At 44.8% G+C, this 20942-nt stretch carries 13 protein-coding genes; 9 read left to right on the forward strand and 4 right to left on the reverse strand.

Annotated elements, in window-relative coordinates; all coding sequences use genetic code 11:
- Positions 1-90 precede the first annotated feature (90 nt).
- Together minD and minE are read left to right on the forward strand one after the other, a co-directional pair.
- The gene (gene minD / locus QUA33_RS24745; RefSeq protein ID WP_333152005.1) at positions 91-897 is read left to right on the forward strand and encodes a septum site-determining protein MinD; all 807 of its coding nucleotides are present in this window, start codon (positions 91-93) and stop codon (positions 895-897) included.
- Positions 898-1106: 209 nt separating this feature from the next.
- Positions 1107-1478, forward strand: coding sequence for a cell division topological specificity factor MinE (gene minE / locus QUA33_RS24750; protein ID WP_333152008.1), 372 nt, complete (start codon positions 1107-1109; stop codon positions 1476-1478).
- Positions 1479-1532: 54 nt separating this feature from the next.
- On the opposite strand, the gene QUA33_RS24755 is transcribed toward minE, so the two are convergent.
- Together QUA33_RS24755 and QUA33_RS24760 are read right to left on the reverse strand one after the other, a co-directional pair.
- Entirely contained in the window at positions 1533-1781 is a 249-nt protein-coding gene (locus QUA33_RS24755; RefSeq protein WP_333152010.1) for a hypothetical protein, read from the reverse strand.
- Positions 1782-1874: 93 nt separating this feature from the next.
- Positions 1875-4490, reverse strand: coding sequence for a chloride channel protein (locus QUA33_RS24760; protein ID WP_333152012.1), 2616 nt, complete (start codon positions 4488-4490; stop codon positions 1875-1877).
- Between QUA33_RS24760 and QUA33_RS24765 the strand changes: the two genes are divergently transcribed.
- Positions 4480-4665, forward strand: a complete 186-nt coding sequence (locus QUA33_RS24765; protein WP_333152014.1) for a hypothetical protein — start codon at positions 4480-4482, stop codon at positions 4663-4665. The genes QUA33_RS24760 and QUA33_RS24765 overlap by 11 nt on opposite strands.
- A 171-nt stretch (positions 4666-4836) precedes the next feature.
- Here QUA33_RS24765 and QUA33_RS24770 read toward each other — a convergent pair whose 3' ends face one another.
- A complete protein-coding gene (locus tag QUA33_RS24770) occupies positions 4837-5991 on the reverse strand; it encodes a DUF58 domain-containing protein (protein WP_333152015.1) in 1155 nt (384 codons plus the stop codon).
- A gap of 147 nt (positions 5992-6138) precedes the next feature.
- On the opposite strand from QUA33_RS24770, the gene QUA33_RS24775 reads away from it, so the two are divergent.
- The 3 genes from QUA33_RS24775 (at position 6139) to QUA33_RS24785 (ending at position 11394) form a co-directional block, all read left to right on the forward strand.
- Positions 6139-7419, forward strand: coding sequence for a PilT/PilU family type 4a pilus ATPase (locus tag QUA33_RS24775; RefSeq protein WP_333095945.1), 1281 nt, complete (start codon positions 6139-6141; stop codon positions 7417-7419).
- Positions 7420-7995: 576 nt separating this feature from the next.
- A complete protein-coding gene (locus QUA33_RS24780; RefSeq protein ID WP_333152018.1) occupies positions 7996-9627 on the forward strand; it encodes a polysaccharide biosynthesis protein in 1632 nt (543 codons plus the stop codon).
- Between the two features lie 561 nt (positions 9628-10188).
- The gene (locus QUA33_RS24785; protein ID WP_333152020.1) at positions 10189-11394 is read left to right on the forward strand and encodes a glycosyltransferase; all 1206 of its coding nucleotides are present in this window, start codon (positions 10189-10191) and stop codon (positions 11392-11394) included.
- 121 nt (positions 11395-11515) lie between these two features.
- Here QUA33_RS24785 and QUA33_RS24790 read toward each other — a convergent pair whose 3' ends face one another.
- Entirely contained in the window at positions 11516-17428 is a 5913-nt protein-coding gene (locus QUA33_RS24790; RefSeq protein WP_333152022.1) for an AAA family ATPase, read from the reverse strand.
- A gap of 513 nt (positions 17429-17941) precedes the next feature.
- Here QUA33_RS24790 and QUA33_RS24795 point away from each other — a divergent pair.
- The 3 genes from QUA33_RS24795 (at position 17942) to QUA33_RS24805 (ending at position 20837) form a co-directional block, all read left to right on the forward strand.
- The gene (locus tag QUA33_RS24795; protein WP_333095949.1) at positions 17942-18685 is read left to right on the forward strand and encodes a hypothetical protein; all 744 of its coding nucleotides are present in this window, start codon (positions 17942-17944) and stop codon (positions 18683-18685) included.
- An 82-nt stretch (positions 18686-18767) separates the two neighbouring features.
- Entirely contained in the window at positions 18768-19019 is a 252-nt protein-coding gene (locus QUA33_RS24800) for a hypothetical protein (RefSeq protein ID WP_333152024.1), read from the forward strand.
- A 105-nt stretch (positions 19020-19124) separates the two neighbouring features.
- Positions 19125-20837: an NAD(P)/FAD-dependent oxidoreductase gene (locus tag QUA33_RS24805; protein WP_333152026.1), complete on the forward strand. Its 1713-nt coding sequence runs from the start codon at positions 19125-19127 to the stop codon at positions 20835-20837.
- The last annotated feature ends 105 nt before the right edge of the window (positions 20838-20942 follow it).

Below are 20942 nucleotides of genomic sequence, written 5' to 3' on the forward strand. Positions count from 1 at the left end.
AACCAATAACCAATAACCAATAACCAATAACCAATAACCAATAACCAATAACCAATAACCAATAACCAATAACTAATCTAAAAATCGCTTATGGCTCGCATTATTGTTGTTACATCAGGGAAAGGCGGGGTAGGAAAAACCACGTCCACAGCCAATCTCGGCATGGCTTTAGCTAAGCGGGGGCGCAACGTGGCCGTAATTGATGCCGATTTCGGTCTCAGAAATTTAGACTTGCTGCTGGGCTTAGAAAATCGGATTGTTTACACGGCATTAGAAGTTCTCGCAGGAGAGTGTCGGTTAGAGCAAGCTTTGGTGAAAGACAAGCGGCAGCCGCGCTTGGTGCTGTTGCCGGCTGCCCAAACTCGGATGAAAGATGCCATCAGCGCCGAGCAAATGAAGCAGCTTGTGGGGATGTTGGGAGCAAAATACGACTATATTTTGATCGACTCTCCGGCTGGTATTGAACAAGGTTTTCAAAATGCGATCGCGCCGGCTCAAGAAGGGATAATTGTCACCACTCCCGAAATCGCTGCTGTCCGCGATGCCGATCGAGTCATCGGTCTGCTGGAAGCCAACAACGTCAAGAAAATCAACCTAATCGTCAACCGGATCAGACCCGCAATGGTGCTGGCAAATGATATGATGTCGGTGCAAGACGTGCGGGAAATCCTCGCCATTTCGCTGTTAGGCGTCGTTCCCGACGACGAGCGCGTCATCGTTTCCACCAACCGAGGCGAACCATTAGTATTGTCGGAAACGGCCTCTTTAGCTGGAACTGCCTTCGACAACATTGCCCGCCGCTTAGAAGGCGAAAAAGTTGAATTTCTAGATCTCAATCCCCGTCGGGAAAACTTCTTTACTCGCCTCCGCAAGTTCTTAAATACTAAAATTATGTGATGTGCTCATTGGCGATCGATCTTTAACAGCAGCGACCGCATCACAAAAACTACCCCAAATTTTCCCCCAGTGACACCAGTTACCAAAAAGAATGAAACTGTAGACCAGCCCCAAACTAGACGGGAATCAGTGATTCCCCAATCGAAAATCGAAAATCGAAAATGGTATGACCTTTTCTATGCCTAACCCTTGACAAACCCGCCCGACCCATGATCTATACACTTCTCGAACGACTTTTCCCGCGTACCCCCGACAACAGCCGCGACGAGGTAAAACGGCGCCTCAAACTGGTTCTAGCCCACGACCGCTCAGAACTCAGCCCAGAAATGGTTGAGTCCATGCGCCGAGAAATTCTAGAGGTGGTATCTCGCTACGTGGAAATCGATACTACCGGGTCTGAGTTCTCGCTGGAGAGCGACCAGCGGGCCACAGCACTGATTGCAAATCTCCCGATCCGGCGAGTCAGGCTCGAACATCCATCGGGGAATTTGCCCGAGAATTTGCCCCAAAATTTGCCAGAGAACCGACCCGAATATGTACCAGAGTATGTAGTCGAAACTCTGCCCGACACGAGAGATTAACCGGGGAACATCTGCGGCTTTGTAAAAATATTTTTTTTGTTTGAATGCGAGCCTTTATATGGTTTCCGATAGCATCGGAATTATGTAGTGCTGTCCCCGCTGGCAATCGACTTCGCGAGCGGGGACAGCACTATCGATGATAATATATAATTCCGATGCTACCGGATTTGATATTACTCGCGATTGCGCGACAGCGCTACAAAAACAAAACTCAGATGCTACCTCAAAAACTCTTCTCGTTTCTATCAAAAATGTTTCAATATCAAAACAAATCACCGGATTGACGATCGCTCTACGATTCATACCGTGTCCGATCGATTAAACCCACGCACTACAAACCGTTTTTGTTATAGTAATCGACAGGATACGAGAGCGCTTGTGGTTCATTTTCCTGCTTCAAAACGCTCTCACCAAAATCACATTGCAGTTGCTTTGGCGAGAAATCACGGCTGGAATATTTCCCTGTTTCATCTGTTGCAACAATCCCTCTCGACTCGCACCCAAAACAATCACGTCGCTTCGATCGTGTTTGGCATAACTCAACACCGCAGCCGACACAGAATCAGCACATACAGAAGTCGTCAAGATAGAGGCATTCACTTGGGGCTTGAGAAACTGAGCGGCAATTTTCAAGACTTCCTCAGTTGGTTCAAAATCAGCACGGTCGTCGGCTTGGCGCTCCTTAGAACCATCGTACACATGAAATAATCTGACTTGTGCGGTTTTGCTCAGAGAAATCAATCCAGGTAGCAACCGAACTGCTTGCTGGGCATTGGGTCCGCCTGCCATTGGTACCAACCACCGCTCAAATATTGCTCGATCGGTTAACTTCACCAACACCACTTCACAAACAGCCTGTCGGATCATAGTATCGACAACTCGACTAAAAACCCGCCCCGGTGTTTTAGTGCAGCCTTTCCACCCCATTAAGACAAGATCGATATGTCGCTCTTCGATCGTTTCGAGAATGGCACTTGACAAATCATGCGCCACTAGAATCTGGGTATGGATCGGAACTCGCCACGCTTGACATAGACGGATTGACTGCTTTAGTAGCTTTTGACCCTCAGCCGTTTTTACTGGAGTTTCTGCAAGCACATGATGTCTTGGCACAACAATCACCTGCAAACATTCAATTTCATAGTTGCGATCGCGGGCAATTGCCACTGCCATTTCTAACAGCGTCAGGGATGTTTTTGGATTGCTCAACGGCACGAGGATGCGCCCTTGTCCCGTTTCTGGCGATTTGGTTTGGTGAATTATCCGAGCTCGTTCTACCTTGGGTTGAGCGAGACTTTCGTTGTTGAGATAAGCTGCTTCAACGCGAATGATATCGCTGCGGGTAATAATACCGACCAATCGCCGTCCTTCTACGACTGGTAAGCTATTGAGATTGTGTCTGTCGAGCAAATGCAGCACATAGGCAAGCGTATCTTCTGGATCGATGCGAACGGGCTCTGGTGTCATCAGATCCCTGACAAGATTCTCACCATTCAATCCTCGTGCAGAAAAGTTGGCAATATCCTTTTGAGTTAAAATGCCGACAAGCTTGCCGCTTTCGACCACCGGAAACGTAGAGTGGGAAGACTGAGAAAACGCCTGTAACGCTTCTTCGAGCCGAATTCGACTAGAAAGGGTTTCTACTTTAGGCTGCATCACATCCAATGCAGTTAGATCTGTCCAAGGATCTTGAGCGCTCGTTTCTTTCGTCAGGTGAATGCCTTTAAAGGCGAGTAAGCGATCGTAAAGCGAACCCTCATCGAGCAATTCTGCAATCAGGTAAGAAGTCACAGATACGATCATCAGCGGCAACACTAAATTAAAGTCAGTCGTCATCTCAAACACCAGGATTACCGCAGTAATCGGAGTGCGAGCAACCGCACAGAAAAATGCCGCCATCCCAACCCGTGCATAAGTGGTTGCCAGACTTAAACCCAAAACTTGGTGTTCTGCGACTCCTACGAGGTATCCTAACGCTGCACCGAGTACCATGCTGGGAATCAGCAACCCGCCCGGTGCGCCAGAACCGTAGGTGACGACGATCAGAAAAAACTGGATGCAAAAGACGATCGCCACGAGTTGCCAGTCTGCATTTCCGGTTAAGAGCAGTTCTTTGAGTCCGGCATTGTCTCGAAATATATCTGGTAAGGCAGCGAGTGCAATTCCCGCAATCAGCCCAGCAAATCCGATTCGCCAGGGTAAGCCGACATGGAGAAAGCGGCGGTACAGCGTCAAACTTGTAAGGATTGAGCGATTAAACAGCACACCAAGTCCGCCTGCTAGAATTCCCAGCAGCAGGTAAAAGGGAATCTCACCCGCAGAAAAGCTGGTATTAAAGACAACAAGATGCAGATCTAAATCGAGATTGTGCGAACCACTGATCCGAGCGACCACAGACCCGATGAACGAAGCCAGGATCGCTGTTCCCAAGGTGATTCCAGAAACGTCTTGCAACAGTTCTTCGACCACAAATAAAACACCTGCGATCGGCGCATTAAACGCGGCTGCAAGTCCTGCTCCGGCGCCTGCTGCGAGGATTTGACGGCGGTGATCCGGTGAAGTTGGGAACCACCGACTCAGTTGACTCGCTAACGCTGCCCCTATCTGTACCGTCGGTCCTTCTCGTCCGAGGGGCATTCCGGCAGCGAGTACGAGGGTGGCGCTGACCAACTTTACTAGAGCAATTCGTAAATTCAAAGGCATCGGAACGTTAGCGAGTACCGCCTTCACTTCGCTCATGCCGCTCCCGCTGGCGGCGGGAGCCATGCGATCGACTATCAATCCAGACAAGAATCCGCCTAGGACTCCGATCGACGGCAGCGCTACATAAGCTGGGATTAAATGCGTTGCCTGCTGCCGCCAGCCGCCGAGCCAACCAACTCCTTGTGCTAACAAGAGCGCAGCCAGTCCCGACACTAGCCCAATCAGGCAGGCTTCAAAAATCGCCAATCGCTTGGGACGCAAGAGCAGATGCGAAAAGCGGCTCCAGATAAGTTTTCCGATGCGTATCATTTTGCCTTTGCGGAAAGAAAGTGCAAGCGTTGACGAGAGCCGATTAAAGCAGCGGTTTGGGGGACTCTGGATTGAGACCCACAGGCTGTTGCGTCGGCGATCGCCAAAGCTGATGTGGGTGATGACTAAACCAGTAGTCTATCGCAATGCCACCAGCGAACAGCAGCAGCAATAAATATAATTCTGTTCGCCCAAAAATTTGGTTTGAGCGATCGGCGGGAGCGAATTTTCTCTCTTTGTCATCAAACTCGTCTTTCATATTTTTATACACTAAATAATAAAAATGCTGCCATTCTGACTGAAGCGGCTCCGCTCTTCATTCTTAACGAGCGTAGCCTCTACAAGTTTATGAAATGCTTTCTCGTAACTGAAGTTCTAAGGGTCGGTCGGAGCGAATTTCTAAGCCTGGTAAATCGTGTTTTACTAAAATTTTTTCGCCGATTTCAGCAGTTGCCAACGGCCAGAGTACCCAGCGGCTGCCTGGGGAAAGAGTGCTTAAAGTTGCAGAGTATTGAGTCAGCCAAATTATCGGCAGTTTCGGCCGATTCTCAACCGCATCTTCCCCAGCATTAACCGCCGCTAAAGTTTCCAAAACTACTCGGTTGCCCGAAACGATTCCAGTCCCGGCAGTCCAAAGTTTGACGTTTAACAGCCGCTTGCTAGCATAGAAGTAAAGAGACGCAGCTACAGTCACGGCTCGTTCAAATTCTTCTGGCTGCCACGCCGCAGCGCTGTCGAGAGCAATAATAATTTCTTGACCGCCGGCTGCAATTTCCAACTCTCTTACCCGCAGTTCTCCGTAGCGGGCGCTGGTACGCCAGTGAATCAGGCGGGTGGGGTCTCCGTGGCGGTAAGGTCTGAGGTTGCGGGTGAGACCTTCGGTAGCAGTTTGCGATCGACTGCGATTGTAAAATTGCGGGCTGTCTTCTTGACCGATGCGATCGATCAAAGGACAAGTGCTCAACGGCAAAACTTGTGGATACACAACCGCCACCGCTTTGACTGGGCGGCTGCGCCGACACCAAAACAACCCTAAAGGTGCCGCCGTCCTCAAGTGTACCTCTTGCCACCGATAGACCCCGCGCTGCCGGACTTCTAAATAGTATGTATCTCTGTATATACTGTTAGGCTCTATGACTTCGATCGGGCGGACGACTGGTTCTCCCAATACAAACGGCAAGATGTCTACGACTTGCAATAGAGTCTTAGGTTGGCGGGCGCTATTTTCGATTTCTAGTTCGACGGTGATTCGATCGCCCGCACTCACCGGTTCGATCGGACGGCGACGCACTTCCAAGGAACGGAGCGATTTTCCAGGCAAAACCGCCGCTACTCCCAACAGCGCCAAACCCCCACCGCTGAGCACGTACAGCCACCCAGACATTGTATTAGTCGCCGACCCAAAAAAGAAAACTGTCATCCCCAACAGCAGCCAACCCGCGTAGGCAGGGGTAACAGCGCGATTCTCCAGCCAGTCGGCGATTTTGTGACCGATGTTCATAGGAGTTTAAATTGTTAATTACTCGATCGCCCCATCAAGCCTAATTGTAAAATATTCTCAGCATTTAACACCGAATTAGCTGCGAGCGATAAGATTAGAAATCGGGCATTTTTTCGCAATAAATCTACATTGACTGGAGACAAAAAAATGAACCCATTAAACAATCCTACACCCCTTCGACCAGAGGCTCAAGCCCGCCGAACACCGCCGCCGCCCCCGCCCTTGGCTGCAACTCCCGCGCCACCTCCTGCACCTGCGCCGAGTCCGCCCCCCGCAGCCCAGCAGCGGCCTGTTGAGACACCCGTCAGTACGATCGAACAAATGGTCAGAGATGCCCATAGTGCCTCGGCTTCTGACATTCACATTCGAGTAGGCCAAGTACCTCGATTTCGGATTCGTGGCGTGATGCAAGTAGCAACCACCCACCCCAAAGTAACGCCAGAAATTTTTGAACAGTACCTAGCCGAAATTCTCACCCCCGAACAGCGAAAACAGTTTGCAACTACCAAGGAATTAGATTCAGCAATTTTTTACCCTGGCTTCGTGCGGTGTCGGCTAAACTGTTTTGAGTCTCTCAGCGGCGGTGCCATAGTATTGCGATTGATCAGTTTGGAAATACCTACTATCGATTCCTTGAGGTTGCCAGAAGTTTTCAAAAGTATTATTTTGCGGTCGCAGGGATTAATATTAGTTACGGGGCCTACCGGTTCGGGGAAATCGACAACCGTAGCTGCGATGATCGACCACCTCAATCAGATGGAGCAAAAGCACGTAGTTACCATTGAAGACCCGATCGAATTCATTCACCCTTCTAAAAAATGCTTGGTTAGCCAGCGGGAAGTCGGCTTGCATACCCACGAGTTTCAACAGGCTTTGCGGGCTGTTTTGCGGGAAGACCCGGATGTGATTCTGATCGGGGAAATGCGCGATCGCGTTACCATCAATACAGCATTGCAAGCAGCTCAAACAGGTCACTTAGTATTGGGAACTCTCCACACTCGCAGTGCCATTAACGCTATTAACCGATTGTTGAACCTCTACCCCCCTGAAGAACAACAGGCGATGCGGATTCAAATTTGCGATTCTTTAGTAGCGGTAATTGCTCAACTTTTGCTGCCAACTGTTGACAACCGTAGAGTAGCAGTTCACGATATTTTGGTGAATACACCTGCCATGCACGATTACTTGATGAAAGGTGCTGATGATGAAGCTTTCCGATTAATGGAACATGATACTTACGAAGGAATGCAGATTATCAACCAGGGTCTTTACAAACTGGTGCTTGAAGGCAGAGTGACGATCGAAGAAGCAGCAAAAACTTCTCCCGAAGCTAGCGATTTAGACCGCCGCTTGCGGACAGGAGGCTACGATGTTGGGGATGCTCGTGGCTTTGAAGGCAGCAAAAAAGAACGCATCGTTCGCGCCTAGTAGCAGCACACATACAGGGGTAGCCACAGCACTACCCCACCCATTAAGTAGCAATCTTTTCAGCAGACGCAAAGATTGGGCGATTTTGTGCGTATTATTACTTAAAAATTTTAGTTTATTTGGTAGCAACAAATACATTTTATTTAAGTAATAAAATGCTATTATCAATATCAAGTATAGTGTTAAGTTTTTTAAACACCGACCCTACTTTACATTAACTTTAAAATTGCGTAAAAACTCGCAGGTGATTACAAAGAAATGGTAAAGATCTGTTCTGAGTATTGCCAACAGTCAGCAACTTAAGTTTATAGTTGTAGAGACAAATTTTGCACAGAGAAGGTTCCGACTTTGCCGATCGCTAAAGTACGTAGGTAAAAAAAAGCGCTTAATAAAACTACAAGTAGGCTTAATACAAGCAATTAGTAGCAGAACCGAGCGCGTATCTTTCGGATAAAGTAGCTTTCAGTCTAAAAAATCCTAAATCCAAGCAGGCTTTTAAAAATTCTGTCCCTCAAAAATCTGTTTAACAATTTAGAATCAGCAACCGTATCCCTAGAAATTAAAGGAGGCTAAAAAGTGAAGAGTGCATTTAACCCATCAGAAGTGTTTGAAGGTGCCAGCAAAGCAGAAATCATCGATCGCATCCAGCAGCTAGTTCCGCCGGGTTCCCCGGAACCGCAACATCCTGAAATCCTCGGAGCCTTACAAACTCTCACCGCACAGCTAATCAGGGCATATCAAGCCGACGGACAATTAGAAAGCGAACCTTTTAGTGACGTGCGCGGTCGCACTATTCACCTATACGCATCCGCAATCAGCAGCCAAATAAAAGGAAAAACCATCCTCATCACCGGTGGAGAAGGATGTGTCGGTCGTTTCTTAATCGCAAAACTCCTCGAATTAGGCGCAACTAAAATCATTTCCGCAGACAACGCCCGATGTCAAAACCCCGAAGAAAATCTCCCGCTTTTTACCAGAGAAGGTGCTGTAACTTTCTATGCCGTTGACATTCGCAACCTCGACGCGCTCAAACACATATTTGAGGTAGAAAAACCAGCAATTGTTTTTCACCTAGCGGCCCAGCGCCAACCCGGGCTAGCTGAAATCAAAATCCGAGAAACAGTTACAACCAGCCTGTTAGGATGTAAACACGTCATCCAACTCTGCGAAGAATACGGCGTAGAACACTGCATCTTCTCTTCTACAGGCAAAACATCTCGATATTTTACAACCGAAGTTTACGCCGCCTCGAAGAAGTTTGCCGAATGGCAATTTGCCAAAGCCGCTCAAGAAGGAAATGTCACTTACGGGATGGTTCGCTTTACTCATATGTTGGAAAATAGCTTGTTCTGCGAGCAAATGTCCAAAAAAGTAGAGCAAGGTAAAACTGTCAACGTTCACGCTCCCCACCGCTACGTAACTGCTCAAAATCTTTTTGAAGCCGTACATTTATTGCTGAATTCTCTGATTGTGTCCGTTCCCGGAAAACTGAAATTTGTCGCCGTGAGTAATCTCGGGTGGCCGACAGAAACCTTGGAAGTAGCTCTTTATAAAATTCTTGAATCTGGCAAAAATCTGCCCATTTATTTTCAAGGACTCTTGCCGGGATACGAAGAACCCTTTTTCCTTGGACAATTTGACTGGAAAAAACCTACAGACATTCACCTCCTAATTAATGTTTTGGAAGATCCTTTTAGAAAGGTTAACGATGCTGGCGACATGGTGATTGTAGAATTAGCTCCTTTTTCTTTGCGCGTGTTAGATAAACAAGTGTCGAAACTGGAAAACTTAATCATCGATCCTGCTTTCCCCGAAGTGCAAATCAAGCACGCTCTTGTCGCAGCGGAAAAAGAAGTGATTGCTTCATCTTTTGCGTGGAGTGCCCCTGAAGACTTGTTGAAGATTTTGCAGTGGGGAATCAATCCGAAGAAATTGCAAGGTTACGGAACCGAAATCGCTGACTATAGCGAGATTATCGAACTCCTCTTGCAAGGAATTTGCGGGCGGCTTAACCAAGAAGTCTTGCACAGTGCTGGAGTTACGGCAGATGAGTTTGATGACTTAGTTGAGAGTCTTTCTACGCTGGATTTGATTCAAGCAGAAGTGGGATATTTGCGATCGGTGTCGAGATATCTCAGAGAATTTGCACCCCCCGCACAGTTCACCACCAAAAAATCTGAACCTGTTGCTATCCCCGATGCAGCGTAGCTTAAACCTAGTTTTGAGTTTGGAGATTGCTTCCTGAGTGCCCACCCACAAGGGATGAATGAGTTATATCAATTCCGGTTGCAAGAGCGAAATGATTGTTGACTGTTTACTCCTTGTCAAAAAACTGAATGGTTGAGTGTTAACTGTTGACTCGATTTTATTATTCCGATGCAACCGGATTGGATGTTAAACATCGACTAAGTGTTTAATTGATTAAAAATATAACACCCAGAAACCAGGTTTCTTTTAGAAACCTGGTTTCTCCAGTCTGGCATTATTTGAGGTTTAATTAAATTGAGTGACTTAACATTGTCAATATAGACATAATATGATATTGGTTACGATCGCACAACCGGAATGAAATTAATTGGTAGTAATGAAGCTAGTCCTAGTAATTTTAGTAGGAAGTAAGCCGTCACAACAAATGTGAAAATGATGATTTTGTGCCTGCATGATATAATGATACTTTAGAGAGCGTGGCTTCGTGAGTTAACAAAGTACAATAACATTAAATAAACTCAGTGAACGCAACAAATTAAATTAAATTAAGGTACTAGAATTGTGGAAATTAATCAGCTACTGTTCCTATTGATTGATGCTGTGCTATTGGCGATCGCCCTGATCCTTCTAATTCCCATTGCAGTTCTATTTCTAGAATGCAGTGCAGCTTTCTTGTCCGGCCAGGGCGAGACAGTGGAAAGTAACGCACCCCGCCCCAAAGTAGCAGTTTTAATTCCCGCTTACAACGAAGCAGCAGGAATTGCCACCACCATCTCCACCATATTGCCGCAGCTAACACCTCAAGACCGCCTTTTAGTGATTGCTGACAACTGCACGGACGCTACTGCAGAAATCGCCCGTAACTCCGGTGCAAGTGCGATCGAGCGCCAAGACACACAACGCAAGGGCAAAGGATACGCACTGGATTTCGGCTTGACTGCGATCGAATCCGATCCCCCCGAAGTAGTCATCATGGTTGACGCAGACTGCATCTGTCAGCCCGACTCTATAGAAAAATTAGCCCGGGTTGCAGTTGCTGAACAAAGACCTGTGCAAGCAACTTATCTCATGGAACAGCCACCAAATCCTACTCCTAAAGATTCCATTTCTGCTTTAGCATTTCTTGTAAAAAACTTAGTTCGTCCCAGCGGATTAAAAAAGTTAGGATTCCCATCATTACTAACGGGTACTGGCATGGCTTTTCCCTGGTCGATAATTCGCTCGGTTTCCCTAGCTAGCGGCAATATTGTTGAAGATATGCAGATGAGTTTGGATTTGGCGATCGCCGGACATCCAACAGTATTCTGCCCCGAAGCCAACGTCACCGGGTGTTTGCCACAACAGCAGCAAGCAGCTAAAAGTCAAAGAACCAGGTGGGAACACGGTCACATACAGACATTGTTAACTCAAACTCCCCGGCTGACAGCAGCTTCAGTCCAGCAAAAACGTTTTGACTTATTGGCGATCGCCCTAGACTTATCCGTCCCTCCCCTATCGCTGTTAGTCGCTATCTGGCTAGCTGCTTTTGCCGCCTCCTTACTAGCAGCAATTTTGGGAACATCCTCACTTCCCGCCGTCTTGTTAGCAGTACAAGGATTGCTGATTTTAGTTTCAATTGTCAGCGCTTGGGCAAAATTCGGGCGTGCCAATATTTCTGGCTCAACTCTTTTATCTGTACCTTTTTACATTCTTTGGAAAATCCCTTTGTATCTAGGTTTTCTCCTGAAACGCCAAACCAAATGGGTACGAACAGAACGCGATGTTTAATATTTAGATTGAGAAGTTTTAACCGCAGATATCAGCCGAGAAATATAGATGAATGCCGATAGAATTGTATCTACGTTCATCGGGGTCCATCTGCGGTTAAAAAAATCTTATAAAAAAATCTTCACTGCTTCACAGGAATTTCAATCACAAACTCAGCCCCCTCACCGGGCGCGGAAAAGCACATTAACTTCCCGCCGTGTTTCTCTACTACAATCTGATAACTGATACTCAACCCTAAACCGGTACCTTGCCCCACAGATTTTGTAGTAAAGAAAGGGTCAAATATTCGCGATCGTACTTCCTCTGTCATCCCCCGACCATTATCAGCAATAGAAATTCTCACCAAGTTTTTGTCGAATACCTCAGTCCGAATCTTAATCTTTCGCTCAAAGATTGGAGATAAAGGATTTTCTAGTTGAGCCGTTGTCTCTGGTCGCCCAACTGCTAACTCCACCGCATCAATTGCATTGCTCAAAACATTCATAAACACCTGATTTAACCCAGAAGCATAACAATTTACCTTCGGCAGTTGACCGTACTCTTTAACTATCTCAACGCCATGTCCGAGTGCATCCTTTTTCAACCTGTGCTGCAAAATTAGCAGAGTCGAATCAATCCCGGAGTGAATATCCACTGGTTTCATCTCGGCTTCATCCAGGCGTGAGAAATTCCGCAGCGACAGCACAATATTGCGAACGCGATCGACCCCAACCTGCATTGATTTTAGAATTTTGGGCAAATCTTCTTGAATAAAAGTGAGGTCAATATCTTCTGTTTTAGCAACAATCTCAGGATTAGCATTCGGGTAAGACTCCTGGTAAAGCTTAATCAATCCCAGCAAATCCGAGCTATAATCATTAGCATGGAGAACATTCCCATAAATGAAATTAATCGGATTATTGATTTCGTGAGCAACCCCCGCTACCAACTGCCCCAAAGAAGACATTTTTTCCGTTTGAATTAGTTGAGTCTGCGTCGAGCGTAATTCGGACAAAGTAACTTCTAATTGTGTCGCTTTTTCTCTCAATTGCCCCTCAGACAGTCGTAAAGCATCCTCTGCTGACTTGCGATCCGTAATGTCCTGTATAGTTCCAAATAACTTAATCACCTTACCGCCATCAAAAATAGCTTGCGCCTTAACATAAATATATCTGACAGCTCCATCAGGGCGCAAAATTTTCATCTCATACTCGCAAGGATTTCCTAACCGACTAATCTGCTCTACTGCCTCTAGCCACAACTGTAGGTCATCTGGATGAATTTGCTTCTTGTGTTCTAAAATCGTGGGTTCTGGTAGTTTAGGGTCAAGGCCAAAAATTCGGAATACTTCCTCAGACCAAGTTAATTTATCCCCCTCCAAATCAAATTCCCAGTTGCCGAGGTGTGCCAGTTTTTGAGCTTCTTGCAGCTTAGCTTCTTTAGTCTTTAATTCCTGCGTGCGATCTTCTACTTTCAACTCCAGCGTCCGCGAATAATCCTCCAACTGTTCCTTCGCCTCCGACAAATTAGCAACAAGTACCGCATTTTCTAAAGAGATAGCAGCTTGGGAAGAAAGAATTTTCAAAACCTCCAACCTAGTTGGAGAAAAGGCTTCAGTAGCTAAATTATTTTCCAGATAAAAGACACCGACGAGTTTGCTTTGATTCAGAATAGGAGTACAAAGCGCAGACTTCACTTGCTGCCTTTTAATATAGGGGTCGTCTGTAAATATACCTTCTCTAGCAGCCTGGCTTAAAACTACATCTAAGTGCGTTTTCTCGACATAATTAATCACCGTTATTGGCAAAACCTCTGCAGGAGATACTCTAGGGCATTGCTCAATTGCAACATCCGAAGACTCCACCGATGCCGCTGCTTTTATCCGCAATTTCCCTTCCTCGGGCATCAGGAGAAAACCTTTTTGGGCTCCAGCATTCTCGATCGCCATTTTCATTAACTTTTCTAACAACTTGTCCAATACAATTTCGCTAGCTAGCGCTTGAGATGCTTTAACAACAGTTGTCCAATCCAATAAACTGCTGTGACTGCTGCTCGTGCTATAATTAGTGCTAGTAATAGTTCGATCTGCGCTGGCTTTTCCCATCGATGTAGGGGGTAAAGAGATCGGATACTGTGACTCCAAATGTTTTACCTTGGCGGTTGCTCCCCAGTGAATATAGCCGTAGTAAGCATCTATCAGATAAGTCTGAGCCACTTTATTTCGACCGTTAGCTAGATAAAATTCTGCAGCTAGTTCATTGGCTAGAGCTTCTTCGTGGATGTATTCATTTTTCGATGCTCCTTTCACTGCTCGATCGTAATACAGAGCAGCTTTTTCATATTGTCCCAATACTCGCGCTTTTTCTGCTTCTACTAAATCATATTTATGCTGATAATTTCCCGGAGAGCTCACAGCCCAATGCTTCATTTTTTTTTGAAGCGAAGTCACTTGTTTTAAATGTTTTTTCTGTTCATTTTTGGCAAGGGTGGGATACAACGCTAACAGCGCTAGGGAATAGTAAAAATTGTGGATGGGAATATACATCATGCTCATTACAGCCTCACAGTAAATTGATGCTGTTCTGGCATTTTCTACGGCTTCTACATAATTTTTAAAGAGATAACTTAGCCATGATTTAGATAGATATACTACAAATAGTACTAGATTATTTTTACTCTCCCTTAAGGTTGGCAGAATCATATCTTCATTAAATATTTCGCCAATTAACAGGCAAGGATTAGCTGTTTTACCTTGCAAATTCAAGACAACTTGCGCCCCTACTCTGCTATGGTTCATCATAAATTCATTCTGATAATTCACCAACATTTGAATATATTGACTCTGCTTAGTCTCCACAGAGTCCAAAGGTTCGCCACTCAAAAATATATAATTGCTGTAAAAACTCGCACAGTAACAAGCATTGTTTATATCTCCGGTTTCTAGTCCGCTCTCAATACCCTCAATTAAACCTGTAAAACTTGCTCTGCCACTCTCAGACCAGTGACGGATCATAGCATTAAAAGGTAGTGAAATTTGAGAGTGGCGCAAGTTGGTGTGCAATCTTTCTAAAAGTGCCTGAGCCATTTGACCGTATCGGTATCCAGAATCCATATCACCTAATACTCCACAGTGGATCACACCATAGTTTGCATACCCAAAACTAGACAGTGGCGCATTCCCGTATTTAAGAGAAAGAGTAACCATTTTAAATATGATCAGCGGGAATATTTCGGGTGCTGCTACAAAAGCGGCCGGACTCATATTAGTTAAAATCCGTAGAGCCACAATTTTATTAGGGTCAGTCATTGGTGGCAGCTCCAATAAATCCTCAATCTGATGATTTCTTAAAGCTAGTTTTGTCCGTATCAACTCTAGGAAAATATTTAATTTAGTTGGTTTTTTCGGTATATAGACTCCCAGCATTTTTAAAGCTTCTATAGCTACATCTATCGAAGTTTGGGATTGATTTTGATTGAAGTAGAAAAAAACCTTTAGCTCGTAAACTTTAATTTTATCAAGCAAATTTTGGGCGCGTGCTATAATAACCTCTGAGAGCTGAAGTGCACCCTCAAACTCGGTATTTATATAGGAGGATTCCAGGGCTTCGGCATGGAGTTCCATGATTAAGTCATAGTGACTCTGCCAAGCTCGATCGGGTAGAAGTTCTCGACCCACATTAAAATATTTGAACGCTGCTTCATAGGCGGCAGAACTCTTAGCTTTTTTGCCAGCTATAAGATTAAAGTTAGCTAGTTCATCTCGCTTTTCTTGATTTGTGATGAATTCCACCCCGATATTCAGTTGGTTGACAATATCAAAGATATTTTCTGCTATCTCCGATGCTGGAGTTGAATTTAGTAGCAGGGTGCCAACTTTTAAGTGGGTTTGTTTTTTATCGCAGTCAGGGATTAGAGAATAGGCGGCTTGTTGTACGCGATCGTGCAAAAACTTATAATCAATTGAGCGGTGCATAATTGCCGGATGATTTTGATTGTTTTGTGGGATGGGAGTCCCGCCTTTCCGGTGTGTTTTTACAATTTCCTCATCAAGCATCGGAATTTTATAAGCATCGCTGATGGGAAGAATTAAACCAGCTTGCAGCGCATCCCATAAATCCGCCGCAGTTTCGGAACCTGATTTGCCCCTAACAATTGCCAAAGTTTCTAAATTAAAATGGTTGCCTATACAAGCAGCTAATTTTAATACTTGCTGCGTCTCCTCCGGGAGTTGTTGCAGATTCCTAGCAACTAATTCAACGACACTGTAATCTGCAATGCCAGCGGCTTCAATTTCCGTGATGTCCCACTGCCATGCACCAACAGTGAAATCAAAAGCTAACAGTTGTTCTGAGTGAATAGTTGAGAGCAGTTGAGTTATAAAAAATGGATTTCCTCCAGTTTTATTAAAAATTAACTCTGTCAAACACTTTAAATTTTTGGTCTGATTGCCCAAAGTATCCCCTACTAGCTCACTGACGCTGTTCAAATCCAAACATGGGAGGATAATGTGATGCACGGCAACACCATTCTCTTGAATTTTTTCGACAGTTTGAACTAAAGGATGAGTGGAATTTACTTCGTTATCTCGATAGGCTCCTATTAGTAAAAAATATCGGCTATCTTGATAAGCTACTAATTCCTGAATCAATTTTAAAGAAGCTAAGTCAGCCCACTGTAAATCATCCAAAAATAGAACTAATGGGTGTTCTGCTTGGGCAAACACATTCATGAATTCTTTCAACAATCGATTAAAGCGATTTTGAGATTCTGTCGCTCCCAATTGTGGAACAGCAGGCTGCGAACCAATGATTAGTTCGACAGAAGGGACAACGTCAATAATAATTGCGCCGTTATTACCCAGCTTTGACAAAAGCTTTTCTTTCCAAATTACCAAGTCTTCTGAGCTTTGTGTGAATAACTGCTGCATCAATAACTCAAACGCTTGAGTTATTGCAGCATAAGGAATATCCCGCTTAAACTGGTCAAATTTACCAGCAATAAAATAACCCCGCTGCCGTACAATTGGTTTTTTGATTTCACTGACAACTGAGGTTTTACCAATGCCTGAGTAACCGCTTACCAATACCATCTCAGTTTTTCCCCAACTGACTCGCTCGAAAGATGCCATCAAATTAGCTACTTCTTGTGTGCGACCGTAAAGTTTTTGGGAAATCAAAAATTGACCGGATTTGTCAAGTTGGCCCGGAATGAAATTTTCTATTTTGCCCGTAGTTTGTAGCTGAGTTAGACATTTTTCCAGGTCTGCTTTTACTCCCAAGGCACTTTGGTACCGGTCTTCGGCATTTTTAGCTAATAGTTTCATGACAATAGATGAAACCATCGAGGAGACTTCACTGGTTAGCTGATGGGGAGGAACAGGTGTCACCGCAATGTGGCTGTGAATTAATTCTAAGGGGTCGGTTGAATTAAAGGGTAACTCTCCTGTAAGCATTTCATAAAACGTGATGCCTAGAGAGTAAAAGTCAGTTCGGTAGTCGAGGTCGCGGTTCATTCGACCAGTTTGCTCTGGGGATATATAGGCTAGAGTGCCTTCTAGCGCTGTGGTATTGCTATTTTGGTGAATCTCTCTAGATAGGCGTGTTGCCATGCTAAAATCAGTGATTTTTACTTGTTTCAAATCGGGTGTGATGATAATATTTGAGGGTTTTATATCTTTATGAATAATCTGGTTTTGATGCACTTCTCCGAGAGTCTGAGCTAGTTGAATAGCCAGTGGCAAAAACTTCTGAATTTTAATACTTTTACCAGCTTGATGGTGCTTGAGAGATTGACCGCCACAATCTTCTAAAATCAGAGCGAAACTGTTGTTATATTTTTCTAAGCTATGGGGTTGGACAATCCCTTCGAGTCGGAGATTAGAGCTAATTTTATATTCATGTCTCAGACGAGTAATTTCTTCTATTGTGGGATACTCCGTATTGAGTGTTTTAATAATGACTGACGCTCGATCGCATTCTCGGACTCCGCGATAAATGATCGAGTTCACACCAAGTTGAACAACTTCTGTGATTCTGTAACCAGGAATTGCTTTCATGGGTCTTATTCTATCTATGACTAAATTTTGGGTAAACATTTTGCTTGATATCGATCGACTGTCGAGTTGAGGGTACTTAAGTGTTTTTATAGAGGGGGTATATTAGAATACTTAAATAATGTTAAAACACCAGTAATTACTCATAGATTTTTTAAATAGGGAGATGCCTAAACTTTTTTGAAATGGCATGGAGGAGCGGACGGCAGAACATCTAGTTTGAACTTAGACTTAATCCTGTACGGTCTGACACCTCACTCAGTTGATTACAATATTGTAACAAAATTCTATGATGCCGATCGCACACAGGACAGGCAAATCCTTATAAATTAAAGGTTTAGCTAAATCTTTGAGCCTTGTCACCCATAAAAAATGGGACGCCCAGGGCTGGCAAACGCTGGTTTAGCCGATCGAGAGTACAATCTAATATGACGTGCATCATAAACAAGCATGATTCAGATCATAGATTTAGGATGATCAACTTGCTACCATGTGTTCATCATCAGGTGCATCGCCATGGAAGAAGTCCTAGCATTGATTGAAAAGAAGAAGCAAGAATTTGCTAAATCTGGGCTATTTGAGTTTATGCGGGACACAAGTATAGACCCAAGACAGCGCCTAGCTTTCGCTCCCTGTGTTTCTCCTTTCGTGATGAGTTTTGGTGAATTTAACAAGTATGTCTTCCGAGAAGAACCAACCAACGATCCACTTCAGGTAATAGTCAACAATCACACTTATGAAGACGATCATCACTGGTTGTGGTTTTTGCAAGATTTGGAAACACTGGGTATTAACAGATCAGTGAAGTTCAGCGATGCTTTGAATTTTCTGTGGAATGAAGAAACAAAAGCTTCGCGTTGGGTATCACATCAAATTTTTCGCTCTGCTTTTGGGGCTAGTCCTACTACTAAGTTAGCTATTCTGGAAGTGATAGAAGCAACGGGTAATGTGTTCTTCTCAACGGCGGCACCTATTGCTCAAGAATTACGAACAATTACCCAAAAGGAGTTTCTTTATTTTGGGTGTTTTCATCTAGCAGTGGAAACAGGTCATACTACAGGAACGCCGGAAGTGGATCACTTGATAAAAAACATACAACTGTCAGAGGAAACCCGTCAAGAGGCTGTTAAGATAGTTGATAACTTGTTTGAAGTTTTTACCGAACTGACGGATGAGCTTCTGGTTTATGCAAAAACCCATAGCTTTGAGCAACCTTTTGCCCAACCCCGGGATATTTTGCAACCTTTAAACGCTGCGTAGATTGCGAAATGTAAACTTTTCCACTTTTAGAACTCGAACGTTTTAGGATTAGATAACTTCATTACTTAGAAGGAGAGGCATTATGTCAGAAGTGAACAGCAATTCAACTCCAATCAATGAGCTAGAACCGCATCTTATTCATGCTTGGACTGAGAATTTGGATATTGCTCATACTTGGACGGAGAATTTGGATATTGCTCATACTTGGACGGAGAATTTGGATATTGCTCATACTTGGACGGAGAATTTAGATATTGCTCATACTTGGACGGAGAATTTAGATATTTCCCACACTTCTCACATACCGGAAGAGGAAAAACTCGCAGTCGGATAAAACCTGTTGCAAACAGATTTCAGCCTCGCTGATTCCGACGAGGCTGACCAGTTATACATTTGTCTCTTCAATGCCCAAAAGTAGTATCTACTATCTCTATTTGATATGAGCCATTACGACGTTGTTATTGTCGGCGGCGGTCCCGCTGGGAGCACTGCTGGCACTCTGATCAAGAAATACAATCCCAATCTGAGCGTGCTAATCGTAGAGAAAGAAAAATTCCCTCGCGATCACGTTGGGGAAAGTCAATTGCCTCAAATTAGTGATGTGCTTCAGGAAATGGGATGCTGGGACAAAGTAGAAGCAGCCGACTTCCCGATTAAGATTGGTGGAATCTATCGCTGGGGAACAGATCCACAGCCTTGGGATTTTAATTTCATTCAGCCGGAGTTGTTTAAAGATGAACAGCGACCTGCTAAATTTGAGGGTCAGAGACGGCAAACTGCTTTTCAGGTCGATCGAGCAAAATATGACGAAATTTTGCTGCGCCACGCGGCAGAAATGGGATGCTTAGTCAGAGAAGAAACTGCGGTTGTTAAGGTAGATGTAGTGGGCGATCGGATTACGGCTTTGCACGTGCGATCGCAAGAACAAATAACCGCCCGCTACTACATCGACGCATCCGGTCACATTGGCGTGCTGCGGCGAGCTTTGGGCGTTAAGACACACAGCCCGACGCGACTGCAAAATATAGCTATCTGGGACTATTGGACAAACGCTGAATGGTCAGATAAAATTGGCGTTGGCGGCACCCGGATACAGGTAATGAGTTTGAGTCACGGGTGGCTTTGGTTCATTCCCTTGGGCCCAACTCGCACCAGTATCGGCTTCGTTTGCCCTGCAGAACATTATAAGTCACTGAAAAAACGACCAGAGGATATCTATACCGAAGCCCTCAATAGCGAACCTCGCATCAACAAGTTAATCGCTAATGCTACCAGTACCGGAAAGATTGAAACTACAAAAGATTGGTCATTTTTGGCTGATAAAACAGTAGGAGAAAACTGGTTTTTGGTAGGTGAAACTGCTGGTTTCGCTGACCCAATTTTATCGGCGGGCATGACTTTAGCTCATACCGGTGCCCGTGAATTGGCTTACACGATTTTGGAATTAGAGCAAGAGCAGCAGAAATACGACGGCAACTGGCTTAAATCTCAATACGACCACAATCAACGGAGCCGAGTTGAACAGCATATTCGCTTCGCTGATTATTGGTACGCTGCTAACGGTCAATTCACTGATTTACAAGAACATTCAAGGGAAATTGCGCGGGATGCTGGTTTGAATTTAAGCCCGGAAAAAGCTTTTCGGTGGTTAGCTCAAGGTGGATTTACGAATGATATTTTGGGTCAAGCGGTGATTGCTGGATTTGATTTGGGTTGTATGAAACAGGTGATGCAGCGCTTTTCAAAGGAGGAGGTTCCTTGGCTACTTTCGGCGTACAATGTGTTTCAGTTAGACTTAGTGGAGGCTGATGTTGAATTTGTAGCGGTTTATAATGCTGGTGAAATTAACAGGATCAAGTGTTATGTTAAGAACGGTCAGCGCTTGCCCATTACAGGTTTTTATGGTTTGCTGATTGACATTTTGAGCCACACTCAGTACATTGAACAAATTTATCGGCAGTTGATACTGGTGCTTGGAGAGCGTTTTTCTGTGCAACACGCTCGAGTAGCTCTTCATCAAGCCCTTGGGTGTTTGGAGGTGATGGTGAGTTCTGGTATTGTCAAGGCGATATTAAACCCGGAGTTGTCTAAGTTGAATATTTCCATACCTATGGAAGGTGAGTTAATCCACACTCACAGCGATGTGAATTAAGGCGCTACCAGAAAGCTTGACACCAAACCCTGGGGGGGTGACGACCCACCCCAAACCCATAGTTAGTAAGGATTGAGCCAACTTGTGGTAAAAAAAGATAGGCAG

Origin of the sequence: Microcoleus sp. Pol14D4, from assembly GCF_036701245.1 — a bacterium.
Lineage (GTDB): Bacteria > Cyanobacteriota > Cyanobacteriia > Cyanobacteriales > Microcoleaceae > Microcoleus.

Coding starts and splice junctions, on each gene's coding strand:
- minD (WP_333152005.1), top strand. CDS start 91: ATGGCTCGCATTATTGTTGTTACATCAGGGAAAGGCGGGGTAGGAAAA.
- minE (WP_333152008.1), top strand. CDS start 1,107: ATGATCTATACACTTCTCGAACGACTTTTCCCGCGTACCCCCGACAAC.
- QUA33_RS24755 (WP_333152010.1), bottom strand. CDS start 1,781: ATGAATCGTAGAGCGATCGTCAATCCGGTGATTTGTTTTGATATTGAA.
- QUA33_RS24765 (WP_333152014.1), top strand. CDS start 4,480: ATGCGTATCATTTTGCCTTTGCGGAAAGAAAGTGCAAGCGTTGACGAG.
- QUA33_RS24760 (WP_333152012.1), bottom strand. CDS start 4,490: ATGATACGCATCGGAAAACTTATCTGGAGCCGCTTTTCGCATCTGCTC.
- QUA33_RS24770 (WP_333152015.1), bottom strand. CDS start 5,991: ATGAACATCGGTCACAAAATCGCCGACTGGCTGGAGAATCGCGCTGTT.
- QUA33_RS24775 (WP_333095945.1), top strand. CDS start 6,139: ATGAACCCATTAAACAATCCTACACCCCTTCGACCAGAGGCTCAAGCC.
- QUA33_RS24790 (WP_333152022.1), bottom strand. CDS start 17,428: ATGAAAGCAATTCCTGGTTACAGAATCACAGAAGTTGTTCAACTTGGT.
- QUA33_RS24795 (WP_333095949.1), top strand. CDS start 17,942: ATGGAAGAAGTCCTAGCATTGATTGAAAAGAAGAAGCAAGAATTTGCT.
- QUA33_RS24800 (WP_333152024.1), top strand. CDS start 18,768: ATGTCAGAAGTGAACAGCAATTCAACTCCAATCAATGAGCTAGAACCG.
- QUA33_RS24805 (WP_333152026.1), top strand. CDS start 19,125: ATGAGCCATTACGACGTTGTTATTGTCGGCGGCGGTCCCGCTGGGAGC.